20 protein-coding genes and 1 riboswitch are annotated in these 21007 nt (G+C 71.6%); of the genes, 11 read left to right on the plus strand and 9 right to left on the minus strand.

Annotation, left to right across the window (positions count from 1 at the left end):
* Window positions 1-6: 6 nt before the first annotated feature.
* Complete coding sequence (gene aroA / locus DDJ31_RS25505) at window positions 7-1323, minus strand: 3-phosphoshikimate 1-carboxyvinyltransferase (RefSeq protein WP_127178047.1); 1317 nt, start codon at window positions 1321-1323, stop codon at window positions 7-9.
* 86 nt (window positions 1324-1409) lie between these two features.
* The gene (locus DDJ31_RS25510) at window positions 1410-2129 is read right to left on the minus strand and encodes a M50 family metallopeptidase (RefSeq protein ID WP_127178046.1); all 720 of its coding nucleotides are present in this window, start codon (window positions 2127-2129) and stop codon (window positions 1410-1412) included.
* Window positions 2130-2177: 48 nt separating this feature from the next.
* Between DDJ31_RS25510 and DDJ31_RS25515 the strand changes: the two genes are divergently transcribed.
* The 10 genes from DDJ31_RS25515 (at window position 2178) to DDJ31_RS25560 (ending at window position 12248) form a co-directional block, all read left to right on the plus strand.
* Entirely contained in the window at window positions 2178-2993 is an 816-nt protein-coding gene (locus tag DDJ31_RS25515) for an SOS response-associated peptidase (protein WP_127178045.1), read from the plus strand.
* A 1-nt stretch (window position 2994) separates the two neighbouring features.
* Entirely contained in the window at window positions 2995-3633 is a 639-nt protein-coding gene (locus DDJ31_RS25520) for an alpha/beta hydrolase family protein (protein WP_127178044.1), read from the plus strand.
* 263 nt (window positions 3634-3896) lie between these two features.
* Window positions 3897-4580 carry a sigma-70 family RNA polymerase sigma factor gene (gene sigR, locus DDJ31_RS25525; protein ID WP_206280657.1) on the plus strand — a complete coding sequence of 228 codons (684 nt, stop codon included), beginning with the start codon at window positions 3897-3899 and terminating at the stop codon, window positions 4578-4580.
* On the plus strand, window positions 4577-4903 hold the full coding sequence (gene rsrA, locus DDJ31_RS25530) for a mycothiol system anti-sigma-R factor (RefSeq protein ID WP_127178042.1): 327 nt from the start codon (window positions 4577-4579) through the stop codon (window positions 4901-4903). Before sigR ends, rsrA begins: the two co-directional genes overlap by 4 nt.
* 150 nt (window positions 4904-5053) lie before the next feature.
* Window positions 5054-6382, plus strand: coding sequence for an HD-GYP domain-containing protein (locus DDJ31_RS25535; RefSeq protein ID WP_127178041.1), 1329 nt, complete (start codon window positions 5054-5056; stop codon window positions 6380-6382).
* A 29-nt stretch (window positions 6383-6411) separates the two neighbouring features.
* Window positions 6412-7647: an HD-GYP domain-containing protein gene (locus tag DDJ31_RS25540; protein ID WP_240678080.1), complete on the plus strand. Its 1236-nt coding sequence runs from the start codon at window positions 6412-6414 to the stop codon at window positions 7645-7647.
* Window positions 7648-7770: 123 nt separating this feature from the next.
* The gene (locus DDJ31_RS25545) at window positions 7771-8751 is read left to right on the plus strand and encodes a tetratricopeptide repeat protein (RefSeq protein ID WP_127178039.1); all 981 of its coding nucleotides are present in this window, start codon (window positions 7771-7773) and stop codon (window positions 8749-8751) included.
* A 112-nt stretch (window positions 8752-8863) separates the two neighbouring features.
* Window positions 8864-9514: a peptide deformylase gene (gene def, locus DDJ31_RS25550; protein ID WP_127178038.1), complete on the plus strand. Its 651-nt coding sequence runs from the start codon at window positions 8864-8866 to the stop codon at window positions 9512-9514.
* 281 nt (window positions 9515-9795) lie between these two features.
* Window positions 9796-10875: an epi-isozizaene synthase gene (gene cyc1 / locus DDJ31_RS25555; protein ID WP_127178037.1), complete on the plus strand. Its 1080-nt coding sequence runs from the start codon at window positions 9796-9798 to the stop codon at window positions 10873-10875.
* Window positions 10872-12248 (plus strand): bifunctional albaflavenone monooxygenase/terpene synthase, encoded by a 1377-nt coding sequence (locus DDJ31_RS25560; RefSeq protein WP_127178036.1) that lies wholly within the window; start codon window positions 10872-10874, stop codon window positions 12246-12248. Before cyc1 ends, DDJ31_RS25560 begins: the two co-directional genes overlap by 4 nt.
* A gap of 19 nt (window positions 12249-12267) precedes the next feature.
* Here the strand turns inward: DDJ31_RS25560 and DDJ31_RS25565 are convergent, their stop codons facing one another.
* On the minus strand, window positions 12268-13230 hold the full coding sequence (locus DDJ31_RS25565; RefSeq protein ID WP_127178035.1) for a helix-turn-helix domain-containing protein: 963 nt from the start codon (window positions 13228-13230) through the stop codon (window positions 12268-12270).
* A gap of 93 nt (window positions 13231-13323) precedes the next feature.
* On the opposite strand from DDJ31_RS25565, the gene DDJ31_RS25570 reads away from it, so the two are divergent.
* Window positions 13324-13494, plus strand: a complete 171-nt coding sequence (locus DDJ31_RS25570; RefSeq protein ID WP_164784795.1) for a hypothetical protein — start codon at window positions 13324-13326, stop codon at window positions 13492-13494.
* Here the strand turns inward: DDJ31_RS25570 and DDJ31_RS25575 are convergent.
* The 6 genes from DDJ31_RS25575 to DDJ31_RS25600 form a co-directional block, all read right to left on the minus strand.
* Window positions 13461-13931: a hypothetical protein gene (locus DDJ31_RS25575; RefSeq protein WP_127178034.1), complete on the minus strand. Its 471-nt coding sequence runs from the start codon at window positions 13929-13931 to the stop codon at window positions 13461-13463. The two genes, DDJ31_RS25570 and DDJ31_RS25575, sit on opposite strands and share 34 nt — an antisense overlap.
* A gap of 133 nt (window positions 13932-14064) precedes the next feature.
* On the minus strand, window positions 14065-15078 hold the full coding sequence (locus DDJ31_RS25580) for a ribonucleotide-diphosphate reductase subunit beta (protein ID WP_127178033.1): 1014 nt from the start codon (window positions 15076-15078) through the stop codon (window positions 14065-14067).
* Window positions 15078-17441: a ribonucleoside-diphosphate reductase subunit alpha gene (locus DDJ31_RS25585; RefSeq protein WP_127178032.1), complete on the minus strand. Its 2364-nt coding sequence runs from the start codon at window positions 17439-17441 to the stop codon at window positions 15078-15080. Before DDJ31_RS25585 ends, DDJ31_RS25580 begins: the two co-directional genes overlap by 1 nt.
* A gap of 125 nt (window positions 17442-17566) precedes the next feature.
* Window positions 17567-17705: riboswitch (cobalamin riboswitch) on the minus strand.
* A 347-nt stretch (window positions 17706-18052) separates the two neighbouring features.
* Window positions 18053-19663 carry a monocarboxylate uptake permease MctP gene (mctP, locus tag DDJ31_RS25590; protein ID WP_127178031.1) on the minus strand — a complete coding sequence of 537 codons (1611 nt, stop codon included), beginning with the start codon at window positions 19661-19663 and terminating at the stop codon, window positions 18053-18055.
* Complete coding sequence (locus DDJ31_RS25595) at window positions 19660-19923, minus strand: DUF3311 domain-containing protein (RefSeq protein ID WP_171480904.1); 264 nt, start codon at window positions 19921-19923, stop codon at window positions 19660-19662. Before DDJ31_RS25595 ends, mctP begins: the two co-directional genes overlap by 4 nt.
* Window positions 19924-20087: 164 nt before the next feature.
* Window positions 20088-20852, minus strand: a complete 765-nt coding sequence (locus tag DDJ31_RS25600) for a GntR family transcriptional regulator (RefSeq protein WP_127178030.1) — start codon at window positions 20850-20852, stop codon at window positions 20088-20090.
* Between the last annotated feature and the right edge of the window lie 155 nt (window positions 20853-21007).

Raw genomic sequence — 21007 nt, forward strand, 5'->3', positions numbered from 1 at the left:
TGGTTCCTAGGCCCCGAGCATCCCGGTCCACAGCTCGGGGAAGTCCGGGAGGGTCTTCGCCGTCGTCGCGACGTTCTCGATCCTGACGCCGTCGACGGCCAGGCCGAGGATCGCGCCCGCCGTCGCCATCCGGTGGTCCTCGTAGGTGTGGAAGACGCCGCCGTGCAGCGGGCGCGGCCGGATGTGCAGACCGTCCGCGGTCTCGGTGACGTCACCGCCCAGCTCGTTGATCTCCTTGGTGAGCGCGGCCAGCCGGTCCGTCTCGTGCAGCCGCAGATGCGCCACCCCCCGCAGGGTCGAGGGGGAGTCCGCGAGGGCGGCGACCGCCGCGATGCCCGGGGTCAGCTCACCCACCTCGCCGAGGTCCACGTCGATCCCATGGACGCGACCCGAACCGGTGAACTCGAGCCCGTACTCGGTGAGTTCGCAGGAACCACCCATCTCGGTGAAGATCTCCCGCAGCCGGTCGCCCGGCTGGGTGGTGCGCGCGGGCCAGTCGGGCACCACGACCTTGCCGCCGGTCACCAGGGCCGCCGCCAGGAACGGCTGCGCGTTCGACAGGTCGGGCTCGATCGTCAGGTCGCGGCCGAGCAGCGCGCCGGGCGTCACCCGCCACACGTTCGGCTCGCCGCCCGACTCCGGGGTGTCCACCTGGGCGCCGACCGCGCGCAGCATGTCGACCGTCATCCGGATGTGCGGCATCGACGGCAGCGCCGACCCGGTGTGCCTGACCTCGACGCCCTGGTTGAACCGGGGGGCGGAGAGCAGCAGCGCCGACACGAACTGGGACGAGGACGACGCGTCGATCGCGACCGGACCGCCGTCCAGCGCGCCCCCGCCGTGCACGGTGAGCGGCAGCGCGCCGCGGCCGTCGTCGTCGATCCGGGCGCCCAGCGCGCGCAGCGCGTCGATCACCCCGTGCAGCGGACGCTCGTAGGACCGCGGGTCGCCGTCGAAGCGGACCGGGCCGTCGGCGAGCGCCGCGACCGGCGGCAGGAACCGCATGACCGTGCCCGCGTTGCCGACGTCGACGGTGGCGGGACCGTGCAGGCCCGTCGGCAGCACCCGCCAGAACTCGCCCGAACCGTCGGGGCCGACGCCCTCCTCGATGCCGACGCCCATCGCGCGCAGGGCGCCCGCCATCAGCAGGGTGTCCCGGGAGCGCAGCGGGCGGCGCAGCCAGCCGGGCTCGGAGGCCAGCGAGGCCAGCACCAGGGCACGGTTGGTGACCGACTTGGACCCCGGCACGTGGACCGTCGCGTCGACGGCTCCGCTCGCGTGCGGGGCGGGCCAGAGGGCGGTGTCTGCGGGGTTCGGGGCCATGACCCCACTTTATAAGCAGGCCGCCGGTGGCGTGCCCCCGCGTGCGGGCCGCCGGCGCGCGCCCCGCGCGCCCCCGACGCCGCTGGTCACCACCGCAGCAGCCACCTGCCGCCGCCTATCAGCGCGCACAGGCTCACCGCGTGGAAGAGGAACAGCCAGAGCCCGGCCGGCACGTGCGTCAGCCGCGACAACTGGTCCGCGTCCGAGTCGCCCGCACCGCCCCGGCGCCGCTTCGCCTGCAGTTCGAACGCCGGCCGCACCCCGCCCACCAGCAGGAACCAGACCACCGCGTACGCGAACGCCGCCTGCACCTGCGGTCCCGCCAGCCACGACACCAGCAGGAAGGCGGAGCCGGTGAGGACGACGGTCAGCGCGCCGTACGCGTTGCGGATCATCACCAGCATCGCCAGCAGCAGGAGCGTCGCCAGCCACAGCAGCAGCGTGATGCGCCCGGTGCCGAGCAGCGCGGCCCCGCCGAGGCCGAGCAGCGGGGGAGCGGTGTAGCCGGCCGCCGCCGTGAGGATCATGCCGATCCCGTGCGGCTTGCCCCGGCTGACGGTCAGCCCGCTGGTGTCCGAGTGCAGCCGGATGCCCGTCAACTGCCGTCCGGTGAGCAGCGCGACCAGACCGTGGCCGCCCTCGTGGGCGATGGTGACGGCGTTGCGCGATATCCGCCACAGCCCGTGCGGGACGGTCACCGCGAGCGCCGCGACCAGCGTCGCGATCACCACCCACAGATCCGGGTCGGGCTGGGTGCCGACCACCTCGTCCCAGAGCGAGGAGAGCGAGGATGCGGTGCTTTCCATACGGCGAGGGCTCCCGTGGGTGTCGGCGAATCTGGCAGTGTGGCACGTATGTGCGGACGGTATGCAGCGAGTCGTGGGCCCGAGGATCTCGCGGGAACCTTTGAGGTCGAGCGGTGGGACGCCGAGGACACCCTCGCGCCCGACTACAACGTGGCCCCCACCAAAGAGGTCTACGTGGTCCTCGACCGTCCCCTCAAGGACGCCGCCGACCCGCGGCCGGTTCGCCAGCTGCGGAAGCTGAGGTGGGGACTGGTCCCGTCCTGGTCGAAGACCCCCGAGGGCGCCGCCCGGATGATCAACGCCCGCGCCGAGACCGTCCACGAGAAGCCGTCGTACCGGCGCGCCTTCGCCGGCCGCCGCTGCCTCGTCCCGGCCGACGGCTACTACGAGTGGGTCACCGGACAGCAGGAGCGGGACCTCGAGGTCGAGGGCCGCAGGAAGCGCCCGCGCAAACAGCCCTACTTCGTGCTGCCCGCCGACGGCTCGGTCTTCGCGATGGCCGGGCTCTACGAGTTCTGGCGCGACCGCACCCTGCCCGACGACCACCCGGCCGCCTGGTGGGCGACCTGCTCCGTGATCACCACCGAGGCCGAGACCACCCCGCTCGCCGTCGCCCCCGCCGACGGCCCGCACGCCCTCGCCGACATCCACCCCCGGATGCCCCTCATGCTCACCCCGGACCGCTGGGACAGCTGGCTCGACCCCGGCCGTACCGACGTCGAGGACCTCCGCGCGCTGCTCGCCCCGCCGCCCGCGGGGCTGATGCGCGCCTACCCCGTCGCGACGGCCGTCAGCAACGTCCGCAACAACGGCCCGGAGCTGCTGAAGGAGCTGGAGGGCCCCGAAGAGGGCACACTCTTCTGACGTGAGCACCGAGACCGTGACGACGGACGCGGGCGACGCCCGCATCACCTGGCACCCGGCGGGCGCCCCCCGGCTGCTGCTCGCCGTCAGCCATGGCGCCGGCGGCGGCATCGACGCCCGCGACCTGCGCGCCCTCGCCGCCGTCCTGCCGGGACACGGCGTGAGCGTCGCCCTCGTCGAGCAGCCCTGGCGGGTCGCGGGCAAGAAGGTGGCGCCCGCGCCGAAGACCCTGGACCTCGGCTGGCGCGGCCTGTGGCCCGCGCTGGCCGCCACCGGGCTCCCGGTGATCGCCGGTGGCCGCAGCGCGGGCGCCAGGGTGGCCTGCCGCACCGCCGCCGAGCTGGGCGCGCACGCCGTGCTCGCGCTCAGCTTCCCGCTGCACCCGCCCGGCAGGCCCGAGAAGTCCCGCGCCGCCGAACTGCTCGGCGCGGGCGTCCCCACCCTCGTCGTCCAGGGCGGCAACGACCCGTTCGGCCGCCCCGAGGAGTTCCCGCCGGGCGACGGCGCCCCCTACCGACTGGTCGAGGTGCCGTCGGCCGACCACGGGTTCGCCGTGCCCAAGCGGGCCGCCCTCGGCCAGGACGAAGCCGTGACGATCGTCACGGACGCCGTCACCACGTGGACCGCGTCACTCACCTGACGCCCGGGAATGTTGCGCGGGCGACGGCTGTTGTGGCGAACAGCGTGCCGATCACCGGCACCGCCGCCACCGGAGTCCACGGAGAGGAAGTCCGCCGCATGGGTTCGACCATCTGCCCGAGCCGTCACAGCAGCGCTGACCTGGAGTGGACGGTGCTGCACGCGGCGAAGACCACGCCTGTTCGGGCGGCGGGCGGACCGGATCGTCGTCTATCCTCCGAATCTGGTGGAACCGGTCTCGGTTCCGCCCGGAATCTTGAGGAGGTGGGTCCGGTCACTGGGATCGACGCAGGGACCGACAACGGCCAGGCGGAGCAGCCCGAGGGCCAGGGCACCGGCGCGGAGAGCACCGCGGAGCGCACCGCGCGCTTCGAACGGGACGCGCTCGCGTTCCTCGACCAGATGTACTCGGCCGCCCTGCGCATGACGCGCAACCCGGCCGACGCCGAAGACCTGGTGCAGGAGACCTACGCCAAGGCGTACGCGTCCTTCCACCAGTTCCGCGAGGGCACCAACCTCAAAGCGTGGCTGTACCGCATCCTCACCAACACCTTCATCAACTCGTACCGCAAGAAGCAGCGCGAACCCCAGCGCTCGGCGGCCGAGGAGATCGAGGACTGGCAGCTCGCCCGCGCCGAGTCGCACATGTCGACGGGTCTGCGCTCCGCCGAGTCGCAGGCGCTCGACCACCTGCCCGACTCGGACGTGAAGGCGGCGCTCCAGGCGATCCCCGAGGAGTTCCGCATCGCCGTGTATCTCGCCGATGTCGAGGGCTTTGCCTACAAGGAGATCGCCGACATCATGGGGACACCCATCGGAACGGTGATGTCCAGGCTGCACCGGGGCCGCCGCCAGCTGCGCGGCATGCTGGAGGACTACGCCCGTGAGCGCGGGCTCGTCCCGGCCGGTGCCGGAGAGTCGAACGAAGCGAAAGGCTCGGCGTCATGAGCTGCGGAGAGCCGCACGAGACGGACTGCGGTGAGGTCCTCGACCACCTCTACGAGTTCCTCGACAGCGAGATGCCGGATCTCGACCGGGACAAGTTCAAGCAGCACTTCCAGGAGTGCTCGCCGTGCCTGGAGAAGTACGGGCTCGAAGAGGCCGTGAAGAAGCTGGTCAAGCGGTGCTGCGGACACGACGACGTCCCCACCGACCTGCGCGCCAAGGTCCTCGGCAGGCTCGACCTGATCCGCTCGGGGCAGGCGGTGCCCGACCACGACGTCACGGCCGCGGCGCCCGCCGCCCCGCAGGAGTCGCAGGGCCTGTCGTAGCCGACCCTGAAAACCTCCGCGCACCTCCGCACACCTCCGAACACCTCCGCGTCACCCGAACGTGCTAATCGACGGGTGATAAGCCCACATCGTCCCCCCGGGCCGCCCTAGGCTCCTCACTCCGAGCAGGAGCGGCCGGGGAGGGGCGTGATGGAGGCGGTTCCGGCGGGGGCCCGCGCGTACATCGGCTGCGTGACCCTCGCCGCCCTGTACTGCCTGATCCCGCTCCCCTCCCTGGACACGCCCTGGTGGGCCGTGCTGCTGACGGCCGTCGTCTACGCCGGCTGCGAGCAGGCCGCCGCCCGCTGGCACGTCGCCGGCACCTTCTTCCCCGTGCTGCTCGCCGGGGCCTTCCTGCTGCCGCCGCCCGCCGCCGCGCTCGTCCCGGTGCCCGGCGCCCTCTTCCTCCCGGCCCGCCGCGGCCCCCGCACCGAGCGGCGCGCCTCCGCGACCCGCAGGCTCTGGCGGGCCGCCCAGCTCGCCGTCGCGGTCTGGGCGGCGAGCCGCACCCACTGGGCGCTCGGCGGCCGGGACGCCGTCGTCTCCTCCGACTTCCCGTACGCGCTCGTCCCCGCCGGGGCCGCCGTCCTCGCCTTCTGCCTGGCGCTGACCGCCCTCGACGGCGGGATCAGGGCCCTCGCCGAACGGGTGCCCGCCCGCCGCGCCTGGCGCGGCCTGCTCGCGCGCTCCCTCGCCCCGATCGGCGTGCACGGGCTCGCCGGGCTGATGATGGCCGTCCTGTGGCGCAGCCCCTACGGGCCGGTCGCCGCGCTCCTCGTGCTGCTGCCGATGTGCGTGTCCTGGTGGGCGTTCGCCCAGTACCACCGCGAACGCGCCGCCCACCAGGCGACCATCAGGGCCCTGGTGCAGGCCGTCGACATCAAGGACGGCTACACCCGCGGCCACAGCGAACGCGTCGGCCAGGCGTCCATGATGATCGCCCGCGAGCTGGGCATGGACGACGCCCGCGTCGAGGTGCTCCGCTTCGCCGGCATCCTGCACGACGTGGGCAAGCTCGGCGTCCCCACCCGGCTGCTGCGCAAGGACGGACCGCTGACCCCCGAGGAGCGCCGGGTCATCGAACTGCACCCCGAGTACGGCCACGAGATGGTGCGCGGCATCGCCTTCCTCGGCGAGGCCCGCGCCGCCGTCCTGCACCACCACGAACGCCTCGACGGCAGCGGCTACCCCTACGGCCTGCTGGGCGGCCAGATCCCGGAGTCCGCCCGGGTCGTCGCCGTCGCCGACGCCTTCGACGCGATGACCTCCACCCGCTCCTACCGCCGCGCCAGGCCCGTCCCCGCCGCACTGGAGGAGCTGAAGCGCTGCGCGGGCGCCCAGTTCGACCCGCACATGGTCACCGCCCTGGCCCGCGCCCTCGCCCGGCAGGGCTGGCACCCCGCCGTCACCGCGGAGGAACAGCCGGCCCCGGACCCCGCCACCGCGCCCCTCACCAGCGGCCCGAGGGCGGCCCGATGAGACGGCGCGCGGCCGGGAGGCGGCTGGTGATGCCCCGGCCGGCCGTCCTCATCCACGGCAGCGCCGCCCTGCTCGCCGGCTGCTCGCTCGGGGTCGTCCTGTGGACCGGACTCGACGAACGGCCCACCGCGCTCGCCTTCGGCGTGCTCGTCGCCGTCGGCGAGGCCGGCCGCTGGACCGGCGCCCGGGTCCGCGAGGCCGCGCCCCTCGGCGCGGCGGGCGCCCTGTCCTACGCCCTGCTCGGCGCCGACGCGGGACGCCCCACCCAGCACGGGGTCCTCCAGGTCGTCGCCGTCGTGCTCGCCGCCTCGCTGCTCGGCGCCGTCCCGCACCTGGCCCGCGGCCACGGACCCGTCCTCGACCACCTCGCGCGCCGGACACTCACCGTCGCGTTCACCGCCGTCTGCTTCCAACCCCTCTACAACCGGGACCTGTTCGGCGCCTGGGGCGGCGGCCCCGGCTACCCGCTGCTGCTGCTCGCGCTGCTCGCCCTCACCGCGCTCTGCGACGCCGTGCTCGCCGCCGCCCTCGCCCACTCCCGCACCGGCTGGCCCTTCGGACCGCTGCTCCGCGACGAACTGCGTGCCCTGCTCGGCATCGGCTCCGCGGTCTGCGCCACCGGCGCGGTGATGGCGCTCGCCGTCGCCGTCGTCGGACTGTGGGCGTTGCCCGTGTTCTCGGTGCCGCTGCTGCTCACCCAGCTCTCCTTCCGCCGGTACGCGGCGGTGCGCGCCACCTACCGGCAGACCATCGCCTCCCTCGCCCGCGCCACCGAGATAGCCGGCTGCACCCCCGCGGGGCACGCCCGCCGGGTCGCCGAGCTGAGCCGGGCCGTCGGCCGGGACCTGGGACTGACCCGGGCGGAGCTGCTGGTGCTCGAGTACGCGGCCCTGATGCACGACATCGGCCAGCTGAGCCTCGTCGACCCGGTGCCGGACGGCGCCACCGCCGAACTGCCCGCGGCCGAGCAGCGCCGCATCGCGCTGCTCGGCGGGGCCGTCGTCCGGCAGACCGGGGTCGACGCGGCGGTCGCCGTGGTCGTCGAGCGGCAGGCCGACCGCTGCCGGGAGCAGCCCGTCGCCGCCCGGATCGTGCGGGCCGTCAACGCCTACGAGGAGAAAGCGCGCGGCGCCGGGCCCGGCGGACCCCTCACCGCGCTGGAGGAACTGCGCCTGGCGAGCGCCGGGGAGTACGCGCCGGAGGTCGTCGAAGCGCTGGCCCGGGTCCTGTCGAGGGACTGTCTGACCGTGCCGTCGGCTGGGTAACCCATGGGTAAGGAGCGCCCTTCCAGCCGTACGTGGTTGGATGCGAAAGAGACATGAGAAGGGGCGAGGGTGTCCGGGGGCAGCACTGGCCAGCCCACTCCAAGGAACTGGCAGGCGGGAATCGTGAGGATCTTCGGCAAGGGACGGCACCGGCCCTCCGCCTCCTGGCGGCAGGCCACGGACCGCGCGTTCACCCTGATCGGCGACGGTCGCTACGAGGACGCGGGGGCGCTGCTGACCCGTGCCGCCGACCTGGAGCCGTGGCTGTCCGAGTCCTGGTTCAACCTCGCCCTGCTGCACAAGTTCCGGCACGACTGGGAGCAGGCGCGCGCCGCGGGGCTTCGGGCCGTCGCCCTGCTCGACCGGGAGGCCGGGGCGCCCGACTGGTGGAACGTGGGCATCGCGGCCACCGCGCTCCAGGACTGGTCGCTGGCCAGGCGGGCCTGGCAGGCGTACGGGCTGCGGGTGCCGGGCGGCGCCACCGAGGCCGCCGAGCCGGTCGGCATGGACCTGGGCAGCGCGGCCGTGCGGCTCTCGCCCGAGGGCGAGGCCGAGGTGGTCTGGGGCAGGCGGCTCGACCCGGCGCGGATCGAGGTGCTGTCCATTCCGCTGCCGTCCTCGGGGCGCCGCTGGGGCGAGGTGGTGCTGCACGACGGCGTCCCGCACGGCGAGCGCACCACCGGCGCCGGGCACGCCTACCCGGTCTTCGACGAGATCGAGCTGTGGGCGCCCTCGCCGGTGCCGACCTGGGTGGTGCTCCTGGAGGCGGCGACGGAGGCCGACCGGGACGCGCTGGAGCAACTGGCCGCGGACGCCGGGTTCGCCGCCGAGGACTGGTCGTCGTCGGTACGGCTGCTGTGCCGGATGTGCTCGGAGTCGCGGATGCCGGCCGACGAGGGCGACGGCGAGCACCTGGACCCGCACGACCACAGCGAGCCGGGGCATCCGGGACCGCTCGGCCACCGCACCGACGGGCAGCTGTGGGTGCCGGAGCGGGAGTGCGGGGTGGCCGCGCCGGCGTCACTCGTGCGGGGACTCCTCGACGGCTGGGTCGCCGACAGCCCCGATTCCCGCGACTGGCGGGACCTGGAAGAGGTCTGCTGAGGCCGCCGCCGGGGCCGCTGGGCCCCGCTGAGGTGGGTCTACCCTGTATCAGCGACGCACCCCTTTGTTTCTCGACGCACCCTTAGTTTGTCTAGGAAGGCTCACCGCGGTCATGGCCCAGCAGGACACCGATCAGCAGCACATGGACGTGCTCCCCGTGGACGACGAGGGTTTCGTCATCGACACCGAGGACACGGACGAGCGCGAGAGCGCCTGGCGTGAGCGGGGGACCTCACGGCCGATCACGGTCGTCGGCAACCCGGTGCTGCACAAGGAGTGCAAGGACGTCACCGCGTTCGACGCCGACCTCGACCAGCTGGTCGCGGACATGTTCGCGAGCCAGCGCACCGCCGAGGGCGTGGGCCTGGCCGCCAACCAGATCGGCGTCGACCTGAAGGTCTTCGTCTACGACTGCATGGACGACGAGGGTGTCCGGCACGTCGGTGTCCTCTGCAACCCGAAGCCGGTCGACCTGCCGGCCGAGCGGCGCCGCCTCGACGACAGCAACGAGGGCTGCCTCTCGGTGCCGACCGCGTACGCGTCGCTCGCCCGCCCCGACTACGCCGAGGTGACCGGGCAGGACGAGAAGGGCAACCCGGTCAAGGTGCGCGGCACCGGCTACTTCGCACGGTGTTTGCAGCACGAGACCGACCACCTCTACGGGTACCTCTACATCGACCGGCTCTCCAAGCGCGAGCGCAAGGACGCCCTGAAGCAGATGGCCGAGAACGAGCCGCGCTACCCCGTGGTGGCCAACGACTGACGTCCCGCACGTCCCACGCGCACGGCGCCCGGTCGGGTTCACCTTCCCGACCAGGCGCCGTTCGTATGTAGGTCGTACATTCGATCTGATGTGCGCACCCGTTGATCCATATTCAGTCACACAAGGGGAGGATCTAGGCGCCGTGGGGTAGTGAATGGAGCAAATCCGTTCCCAGAACGGTCAGTTGTAGTGCTGAATGGGAACTGCGGGGATGCGCAACGGCGTGCGCCGGGTACAGCGGGAGGGGCGTACGCCAACTGGCGGCTGAGAGGGGTTTGTTCGTGCCTGCTTTCCCATACAGCACCACATCGACAGTGACCGCGGTGCCACCCTCACTCTGTCTTCCGGTGATCGAGGCCGCGTTTCCCCGTCAACTGCACCCGTATTGGCCTCGGCTCCAGGAGAGGACCAGGGCCTGGCTGCTGGAAATGCGGCTCATGTCCGCCGACAAGGTCGCGGAATATGCCGACAGCCTGTGCTACACGGACTTGATGGCCGGCTACTACCTGGGCGCCCCCGACGCGGTCCTCCAGGCGATCGCCGACTACAGCGCGTGGTTCTTCGTCTGGGACGACCGCCACGACCGCGACATCGTGCACCGCAGGCCCGCCGCCTGGAAGCGGCTCAGAGAACGGCTGCACACGGCCCTGGACGCCCCGCGCGACCACCTGCGCCACGAGGACCCCCTGATCGCGGGGTTCGCCGACGCCATGGTGCGGCTGTACTCGTTCCTGCCCGACAGCTGGAACGACCGCTTCGCACGGCACTTCCACGCGGTGATCGACGCCTATGACCAGGAATTCCACAACCGCACCGAAGGCGTCATTCCCACCGTCGACGACTATCTCGAACTGCGGCGGCTCACTTTCGCGCACGCGATCTGGATCGACCTGCTGGAACCGAGCGCCGGATGTGAGCTTCCGGACACCGTGCGGAAACATCCCGAATTCCAGCGGGCGGCCCTGCTGAGCCAGGAATTCGCCGCCTGGTACAACGACCTCTGCTCGCTTCCCAAAGAAATCGCGGGCGATGAGGTCCATAACCTCGGCATCAGCCTCATAAAACATGAGGAGCTGACTCTCGAAGAAGCGGTCGCCGAACTGAGGCGGCGGATCGAGCAGTGCATCCAGGAATTCCTGGCCGCCGAACGCGGAGCCTTACGTGTCGCCGACGAGATCGACGACGGCACGGTACGCGGAAAAGAGATCGCCGACGCGGTGAGAGCCTGCGTCGCGAACATGCGGAACTGGTTCAGTTCCGTCTACTGGTTCCACCACGAGTCCGGCCGCTACATGGTCGACAGCTGGGACGACCGGTCCACGCCCCCGTACGTCAACAACGAAGCGGCAGGTGAGAAATGACCGTCGAGTCCGCACAGCCCGAGTCCGGCACGCCGGCCTCCCCCGAACTGCGTGAACCACCCCTCGCGGGCGGCCGGGTCCCGCTGCTCGGCCACGGCCTGAGACTGGCCCGCGACCCGCTGGCCTTCCTGACCGGTCTGCGCCCGCACGGCGACATCGTCCGGCTGAAGCTCGGCCCCAAGACGGTGTACGCCCCCACCACCCCGGCACTCACCGGAGCGCTCGCCCTCAGCCCCGACTTCATCATCGCGGGACCGCTCTGGGAGTCCCTCGAAGGACTCCTCGGCAAGGAGGGCGTGGCCACCTCGAACGGCCCGCTCCACCGCCGCCAGCGGCGCACCATCCAGCCCGCGTTCCGGCTCGACGCGATCCCCGCCTACGGGCCGGTCATGGAGGCCGAGGCGCACGCGCTGACCAGGCGCTGGGAGTCGGGCGAGACCATCGACTGCACCGCCGAGTCCTTCCGGCTGGCCGTCCGGGTCGCCGCCCGCTGCCTGCTGCGCGGCCCGTACATGGACCAGTGCGCCGAACGGCTGTGCGACGCCCTCGCGACCGTCTTCCGCGGCATGTACCGGCGCATGGTGGTGCCGCTCGGGCCGCTCTACCGGCTGCCGTTCCCGGCCAACCGCGAATTCAACCGGGCGCTGGCCGATTTGCATCTCCTCATCGACGAGATCATCGCCGAGCGCCGGGCATCAGGTCAAAAGCCGGACGATTTGCTGACGGCATTGCTGGACGCGAAGGACGACAATGGCGACCCCATCGGGGAACAGGAGATCCACGACCAGGTCATCGCGATACTCACCCCGGGCGGCGAAACCATCGCCGCGACGATCATGTGGCTGCTCCAGGCACTCGCGGAACACCCGGAACACGCGGACCGCATCCGCGACGAAGTCGAATCCGTCACCGGCGGCCGACCGGTCGCATTCGAGGACGTCCGCAGGCTCACCCACACCAACAATGTCGTCGTCGAGGGGATGCGGCTCGGTCCCGCCGTGTGGATATTGACCCGGCGGGCGGTGGCCGACACCGAACTCGGTGGCTATCGCATTCCGGCCGGGGCCGACATCCTCTACAGCCCGTATGCGATCCAGCGCGACCCCAGGTCGTACCCGGACCACCTGGAGTTCGACCCCGACAGGTGGCTTCCCGAGCGCGCCAAGGACGTGCCCAAATACGCCATGAGCCCGTTCAGCGTCGGCAATCGGAAGTGCCCGGGAAGCGACTTCTCGATGGCTCTGCTGACGCTCGTCACGGCCGCGGTGGCCACCAGGTACCGGCTCGAGACCGCGCCGGGCTCCGACGGCACCCCGCACGTGGGGGTCACGCTGCGCCCGCACCGGCTGCTGCTGAAGGCGATCCCGCGGTGACGCGCCCGCCGGGCCCGGCTCAGGCGATCTCAGGGCACCTGAACGTCCGCCGGTAGGCGTTCGGGGTCGTGCCCAGGACGCGGACGAACTGGTGGCGCAGCGCGGCCGCGGTGCCGAACCCGGCACGGTCCGCGATCGTGTCCACCGTCTCGTCCGTCGCCTCCAGCAGCCGCTGGGCCAGCAGCACCCGCTGCCGCAGCAGCCAGCGGTAGGGGGTGGTGCCGGTCTCCTGCTGGAAGCGGCGGGCGAAGGTGCGCGGCGACATGTGGGCGCGGGCGGCGAGCTGTTCGACGGTCACCTCCCGGTCGAGGTGCCGGTCCATCCACACCAGCACCTCGGCGACGGTGTCGCCCTGCGAGCGCGGCAGCGGGCGCTCGATGTACTGGGCCTGGCCGCCGTCCCGGTGCGGCGGCACCACCATCCGCCGGGCGATCTTGTTGGCGACCTCGGGGCCCTGTTCCTTGCGCACCAGGTGCAGACAGGCGTCGATGCCCGCGGCGGTGCCCGCCGAGGTGATCACCGGGTCCGCGTCGACGTAGAGGACGTCGGGCTCGACCGTCAGCCGCGGGTAGGCGCGCGCGAGTTCGTCGGCGTGCCGCCAGTGCGCCGCGCACCGCCTGCCGTCCAGCAGCCCGGCGGCGGCCAGCACGAAGACGCCGGTGCAGACGCTGAGCACCCGCGCCCCGCGCGCCACCCCGCGCCGCAGCGCGTCGAGGAGTTCGGGCGGGAACGCGCGGCTCTCGTAGCGGGAGCCGGCCGGCACGGCGATCAGGTCCGCCGTCTCCAGGCGTTCGAGACCGTGCTCGACGTGCAGGGCGAAGCCCGCCCGGGAGGTGAGCCGGGGGCCCTCGCCCGAGGCCACCGCGAAGTCGTACACCGGCAGTCCGTCGTCGCTGCGGTCGGTGCCGAAGACCTCGCACACCACCCCCAGCTCGAAGGGGTTCACACCGTCCAGGACGACGGCCGTCACGTTCCTGAGCATGGAGGCAGTATGCCCCCGCGCTGGCAGTAATTCGAGGGTCTACGGCAGTCCTGCCACTGACGGTAAGGAGCGTCCGGCACGACAGTGGTGTCCATGGATACCGCACACATCGAAGGACTCATCGGCATGCTGACCGTTCTCGCGATCCTCGCCCTGCTGATCCTGCCGTCCGTGATCGGCGTCGTGCACGAGCGCCGCATCGACCGGCAGCTCCGCCGGGCGGCCCGGTGCTACCGGACCACCACCGTCAGCGACCACTCCTGAAGCCCCGCGCACGAGACCTCGCCCGCTCCGGTCGGGCAGAGCGGACGGGCCGACGCCAGCCGGGCCGTCCCGGCGGCGACCGCACGGTAGGCGCCCGTCGCGTCGCCCCGCCCGAGCACGAGACCGCTGTTGGTGGCCCGCAGCCCGGCGCCGCTCACGGCGAGCGGCTTCCAGGGCCGCGCCTCGCTGCCGTCCAGGTCCACCCTGACCACCCCGCCCACCGCCACGCACACCGTGCGCCCGCTGTCCCCGGCGCCGAGTTCGGCCGGGGGCGCGCAGCCGCGCGAGGGCGAGGCGGCGCTCGGGCTTCCGCCGACGCTCCCGCTCCCGGTCGCGGTTCCGGGGCCGCAGCCCGCGAGCAGCAGGCTCAGCGCGGTCAGCGCGAGGGCGGTGCGGGCGGCTGCCGGGCGGCGGAACGTGGGACGCGTGGGTCGCACAGGGGCCTCCTCGCCCCTTGGACGTACCCGGACCCACTCCGGATCCACCCCCTGACGCCTCCCGCGGCGCGGGCGGACGCGCGGACGGCCCGGGGACACTCCCCGGGCCGCCGGTGATCCACGCGTGGACCGGTCAGAACTCCTCGTCGAAGTCGACCGTGCCCTCCACGGCGACCTGGTACGCCGACGGACGGCGCTCGAAGAAGTTGGTCAGCTCCTGCACACCCTGCAACTCCATGAAGGAGAACGGGTTCTCCGAGCCGTACACCGGCGCGAACCCGAGCCGGGTGAGGCGCTGGTCGGCGACGCACTCCAGGTACTGGCGCATCGACTCGGTGTTCATGCCCGGCAGACCCTCACCGCACAGGTCGCGGCCGAACTGGAGCTCCGCCTCCACGGCCTCCCGCATCATGTCCGTGATCTGCTGCTGGAGCTGGTCGTCGAACAGCTCCGGCTCCTCCTTGCGGACGGTGTCGACCACGTCGAACGCGAAGCTCATGTGCATCGTCTCGTCGCGGAAGACCCAGTTGGTGCCGGTGGCGAGACCGTGCAGCAGGCCCCGGCTGCGGAACCAGTAGACGTACGCGAAGGCACCGTAGAAGAACAGGCCCTCGATGCACGCGGCGAAGCAGATCAGGTTCAGCAGGAAGCGGCGCCGGTCGGCCTGCGTCTGCAGGCTGTCCAGCTTCTCCACCTCGTTGATCCACTTGAAGCAGAACTCCGCCTTCTCGCGGATCGAGGGGATGTTCTCCACCGCCGCGAAGGCCGCCGTGCGGTCCTCGGGGTCGGGCAGGTACGTGTCGAGCAGCGTCAGATAGAACTGGACGTGCACGGCCTCCTCGAACAGCTGACGGCTCAGGTACAGCCGCGCCTCGGGGGAGTTGATGTGCTTGTACAGCGTCAGCACCAGGTTGTTCGCCACGATCGAGTCACCGGTCGCGAAGAACGCCACGAGGCGGCCGATCAGGTGCTGCTCCTCCGGGGACAGCTTCGCCAGGTCGGCGACGTCCGAGTGGAGGTCGACCTCCTCGACGGTCCAGGTGTTCTTGATGGCGTCCCGGTACCGCTCGTAGAAGTCCGGGTAGCGCATCGGACGCAGGGTCAGCTCGAAGCCGGGATCGAGCAGGTTCTTGGCTTCGCTGGTCATTACTGGCATGCCTCGCAGGACTCGGGGTTTTCCAGGGAGCAGGCGACGGCGTCGGGCTCTGCGGCCTGCTGGACGGGGACGGTGGCCTGCGCCTGGGCCTGGGCGGCCCGCGCGATCCGGGTCGCCGGACGCGAACGCAGGTAGTAGGTGGTCTTCAGGCCCGACTTCCAGGCGTACGCGTACATCGAGGAGAGCTTGCCGATGGTCGGCGTCTCCAGGAACAGGTTCAGCGACTGGGCCTGGTCGAGGTACGGGGTGCGGGCGGCGGCCATGTCGATCAGACCGCGCTGCGGGATCTCCCACGCCGTGCGGTACAGCGCCCGCACGTCCGCCGGGATCCACGCGAAGTCCTGCACCGAGCCGTTGGCCTCGCGCAGCGCCTCCCGGCTGCGGGCGTCCCAGACGCCCAGCTTCTTCAACTCCTCCACCAGGTAGGAGTTGACCTGGAGGAACTCGCCTGACAGCGTCTCGCGCTTGAACAGGTTGGACACCTGCGGCTCGATGCACTCGTACACGCCCGCGATGGACGCGATCGTCGCCGTCGGGGCGATGGCGAGCAGCAGCGAGTTGCGCATGCCGGTGGTGGCGATCCGGGCGCGCAGCGCGGCCCACCGCTCGGGCCAGGTCGGCTCGACGCCGTAGTGGTCGGGGTGCAGCACACCGCGCGCGGTGCGGGTCTTCTCCCAGGCGGGCAGCGGGCCGTTGCGCTCGGCGAGGTCGGCGGACGCCTCGTAGGCGGCCAGCATGATCCGCTCGGAGATCCGGGTGGAGAGGGCCTTCGCGCCGTCCGAGTCGAAGGGCAGCCGCAGCTTGAAGAAGACGTCCTGGAGGCCCATGGCGCCCAGGCCCACGGGCCGCCACTTGGAGTTGGAGCGGCCCGCCTCCTCGGTCGGGTAGAAGTTGATGTCGACGACCCGGTCGAGGAACGTCACGGCGGTGCGGACGGCCTCGTCGAGGCGCTCCCAGTCGATGTCGCCGTCGGCCACGAACGCGCCGACGTTGATCGAGCCCAGGTTGCAGACCGCGGTCTCGCCGTCGTCGGTGACCTCCAGGATCTCCGTGCAGAGGTTCGAGGAGTGCACGACGTGGCCCGGCTCGGCCGTCTGGTTCGCGGTCCGGTTGGCGGCGTCCTTGAAGGTCAGCCAGCCGTTGCCGGTCTGCGCGAGGGTGCGCATCATGCGGCCGTACAGCTCACGGGCCGGCATGGTCTTCTTCGCCAGGCCCGCCGCCTCGGCCTCGCGGTACACGGCGTCGAACTCGTCGCCCCACAGGTCGACCAGGTCGGGCACGTCCGAGGGGGAGAACAGCGACCACTGCCCGTCGGCGTTGACCCGGCGCATGAACTCGTCCGGGATCCAGTGCGCGAGGTTCAGGTTGTGCGTACGCCGGGCGTCCTCACCGGTGTTGTCGCGCAGCTCCAGGAACTCCTCGATGTCGGAGTGCCAGGTCTCCAGGTAGACCGCGGCCGCGCCCTTGCGCCGGCCGCCCTGGTTGACGGCGGCCACCGAGGCGTCCAGCGTCTTCAGGAACGGCACGATGCCGTTGGAGTGCCCGTTGGTGCCGCGGATCAGCGAACCGCGGGAGCGGATGCGGGAGTAGGAGAGGCCGATGCCGCCGGCGTGCTTGGAGAGGCGGGCCACCTGGTGGTAGCGCCCGTAGATGGAGTCCAGCTCGTCCAGCGGCGAGTCCAGCAGGTAGCAGGACGACATCTGGGGGTGGCGGGTACCGGAGTTGAAGAGGGTGGGCGAGGACGGCAGGTAGTCCAGGCGGCTCATGAGCCCGTAGAGCGCCGAGACCTCGTCGACCGAGCGGGCGGTGTCGTCCTCGGCGAGGCCGGAGGCGACCCGCAGCAGGAAGTGCTGGGGCGTCTCGACGACCTTGCGGGTGATCGGGTGGCGCAGCAGGTAGCGGCTGTAGAGGGTGCGCAGGCCGAAGTAGCCGAAGCGGTCGTCGCCGCGCGGGTCGATCAGCGCGTCCAGGCGGGACGCGTGCACCCGGGCGAACTCCGCGGTGCGGTCGGCGATCAGGCCCTCGCGGTGGCCGACGGCGATGGACTCGGTGAAGGTCGTGACGCCCTGGGTGGCGGCCTCGACGGCGATGCTGATGGTCAGCAGCCGGGCGGCGAGCCGCGAGTAGGCGGGGTCCTCCGAGATGAGTCCGGCCGCCGCCTCGGTGGCCAGCTCGCGCAGCTCCGCCTCGTCGGCCCGCGCGGACCGGCCGCGCAGCGCGGAGGCGGCGACCCGGCCGGGGTCGGCGTCGGGGAGGTCGGCGGTCAGCTCGGTCAGGGTCCGCAGCAGCGCGGCACCGGGGCCGTCGTTCTCCACCGGGGTGACTGAAGCCGGGTCGACTGGCGCGATGGTCACGTGGGGGCTCTCCCTCGCTCGGCACGGGGGCCTCGAAGAGGGCAGGGGTCGGCCGCGGGCGCACACACGCCGCGTCCAACCGCCCATTCCGCGAGGCCCGGACGTCTCAGGGCACCCGGACCGGGAGGCCGGGCGCACTGTCGGCAGGTCCTCGGACTGGACGTGCGTACGGCACGCGGGTACGCGAATGTACGCAAGTACACCGTTGCGGGACAGTTCCGGATTCGCACCGGATTCCCCTGCGGCGACAGCGAGCATGAGCATACATCTAGTGCCGGGCTGCGGTAGCACCCCCAGATGTTGTGTCGTGCCGGTCTCGGAGCGTCAACTCGTAGGTGAGCACAGTGATCTGGCGGGGCCCCCGGAAGCCGCGCGTCCGGGGGTCGGATGTGCGGGCCGCCGGGTGTCTCGGGAACGCCCCGTGAAGGGCCCTGTGCGCTCGACGCGGGCCCGTCGGGACATCCGTCCGAGGGCGGCGGCGGGGGCTTCGCGGACGACGGCGAGGGTGCCGGTGCAGCGGCTCGCGGGTGACGGTTCCGGAGCGTGACAGCGGGCCGCCGTCCTCCCGGATCGGCGGCCCGCTGTCGGTGGTGCGCGGTGCTGGGGGTGTCTCAGTGGGTGGAACCCGCCGTCGCCGGGGGCAGTTCGACCTGGACGCCCGGGTCGCCGGCGTCCGCCGTGTAGTCCTGCGGGCGGGTCTCGTCGACGCCCTCGGGGGCCTTCAGGGCCCGCAGGACGAAGGTGGCGACCACCACGACCAAGGCGTTGAGGGCGAACGCGGTCATGCCGATGTAACCGATCTCACCGATGCCGGGGATCTCGTCGGAGGAGCCGCCGAAGTGCTTCTGGGTCGGCGACGCCACCCCGTACGCGGCGACCGTGCCGTAGACCATGCCGACCGCCCACCCGGCGAGCAGCGCCCAGCGGTGGCACCAGCGGGTGAAGAGGCCGCCGACCAGGGCCGGGAAGGTCTGAAGGATCCAGATCCCGCCCAGGAGCTGGAAGTTGATGGCGACCGTCTTGTCCATGGTGAGGACGAACACCAGCGCGCCCACCTTCACCAGCAGCGAGACCAGCTTGGAGACCCGGGTCTCCTGCTCGGGCGTGGCGTCCGGCTTGATGAAGTCCTTGTAGATGTTGCGGGTGAAGAGGTTCGCCGCCGCGATCGACATGATGGCCGCGGGCACCAGCGCCCCGATCCCGATCGCCGCGAAGGCCACGCCCGCGAACCAGTCGGGGAACATGTCCTCGAACAGCTGCGGGATCGCCAGCTGTCCGTTGTCCACCTTCACCCCGGCCGCGATCGCCATGAAGCCGAGCAGCGCCAGCAGGCCGAGCATCAGGGAGTACAGGGGCAGGATCGTGGTGTTGCGGCGGATCACGTCACGGCTCCTGGAGGAGAGCGTCGCGGTGATCGAGTGCGGGTACATGAACAGCGCCAGCGCGGAGCCGAGCGCCAGCGTGGCGTAGGTCCACTGGCCGGCCGCGGGGGGCGCGAGTCCGCCCACGCCCGTCGCGGTGAACTTCGCGTCGGCCTTGGCGAAGATCTCGTCGAAGCCGCCGAGCTTGATCGGGATGTAGATGATCGCCACCGCGATGACGATGTAGATCAGCGTGTCCTTCACGAAGGCGATCAGCGCGGGCGCCCGCAGCCCCGAGGAGTAGGTGTACGCGGCCAGCACGCCGAAGGCGATCAGCAGCGGCAGGTCCTTCACGAACCAGTTGGTGCCGTCGTCGCCGCCCACGCCCATCACGTCGAGCACCGCCTGGATGCCGACGAGTTGGAGCGCGATGTACGGCATCGTCGCGAGGATGCCGGTGACGGCGACCGCGAGCGAGAGGCCCTTGGAGCCGAAGCGGCCCCGCACGAAGTCCGACGTCGTCACATAGCCGTGCCGGTGCGAGACCGACCAGAGGCGGGGCAGGAAGGTGAAGATCAGCGGGTAGACCAGGATCGTGTACGGCACCGCGAAGAAGCCGGCCGCGCCCGCCGCGTAGACGGCCGCGGGCACGGCGACGAAGGTGTACGCGGTGTAGAGGTCGCCGCCCAGCAGGAACCAGGTGACCCAGGTGCCGAACGACCGTCCGCCCAGGCCCCATTCGTCGAGGCTGTGCTCGTTCTCGGCCTTGCGCCAGCGCGCGGCCAGGAAGCCGACGACCGTGACGGCCAGGAAGAAGAAGATGAAGACGCCGAGCGCGACGCCGTTCACGCCGTCCTTCATTCCGCCGCACCCCCCTGCGCGGCGGCGCGGGCGCGCTGCTCACGCTGCCAGAGCCGGTACGCGGTCATGGTGAGCGCGGTGGAGATCAGCACCCAGGCCATCTGGTACCAGTAGAAGAAGGGGACGCCGATGAACGTCGGGTCCGTCTTCGCGTACGACCCGACCCACAGCATCGCCACGAAGGGCGCCACCAGGCAGACCGCGATCACCACCCGGACCGGTGTCACCACCGGTGGTTGCGTCTCCCGAACATCCGACATACCGCGGCTCCGTCCCCTGGCTGCGAATAGCTGCGAACCCGCACTTCACGTGCGCAATGCGCAGGCAATCTAGGTCACGGTGTCAGAGCTGCGGAAGACCCCGTCGGCATATCGGTATGCCGATTCGGTGAAGGAACGGACGGTCGTGCGAAATGTGAACTCTGTTAGTCCTGCGGCCGCTTGAGGCGGGCGACGAACTTGTAGCGGTCGCCGCGGTACACCGAGCGCACCCATTCGACCGGCTGCTGGGTCAGGTCGAGGGAGTGCCGGGAGAGCATCAGCATCGGCAGGCCGACGTCGGTGCCGAGCAGGCCGGCCTCGCGCGGGGTGGCGAGCGAGGTCTCGATGGTCTCCTCGGCCTCGGCGAGCCGGACGTCGTACACCTCGGCGAGCGCGGTGTAGAGGGACGTGTACTTGACCAGCGACCGGCGCAGCGCCGGGAAGCGCTTGGCGCTCAGGTGGGTGGTCTCGATGGCCATCGGTTCGGCGTTGGCCATGCGCAGCCGCTCGATGCGCAGCACCCGGCCGCCGGCCGTGATGTCGAGCAGGTCGGCGAGCCGGTCGTCGGCGGTGATGTAGCCGATGTCCAGGAGCTGCGAGGTGGGTTCGAGGCCCTGGGCGCGCATGTCCTCGGTGTAGGAGGTGAGTTGGAGCGCCTGGGAGACCTTGGGCTTGGCGACGAAGGTGCCCTTGCCCTGGATGCGTTCCAGGCGGCCCTCGACCACCAGTTCCTGGAGGGCCTGGCGGACGGTGGTGCGCGAGGTGTCGAACTCGGCGGCCAGGGTCCGCTCCGGGGGGACCGGGGTGCCGGGCGTCTGGGTCTCCGTCATGTCCAGCAGGTGCTTCTTGAGACGGTAGTACTTGGGCACGCGCGCGGTACGGACGGTTGCCCCACCCTCGTTCTCCGCACTGCCGACGTCGGTGCTCATGCTCTGCCTTCCCGGCTCCTGGTGCCGATGCGGCCGGCGCCCCGTCGGCCACGGCTCACATCGTGGCACGGTCGCGGGCGGGGGCGGCCCCGCGCGCTTCGTGATCCCCTCTGTATACCGTCGCACCCGGTGTTGGTCTAGTCCACCACCTCAAG

The organism is Streptomyces griseoviridis (assembly GCF_005222485.1).
Lineage (GTDB): Bacteria > Actinomycetota > Actinomycetes > Streptomycetales > Streptomycetaceae > Streptomyces > Streptomyces hintoniae.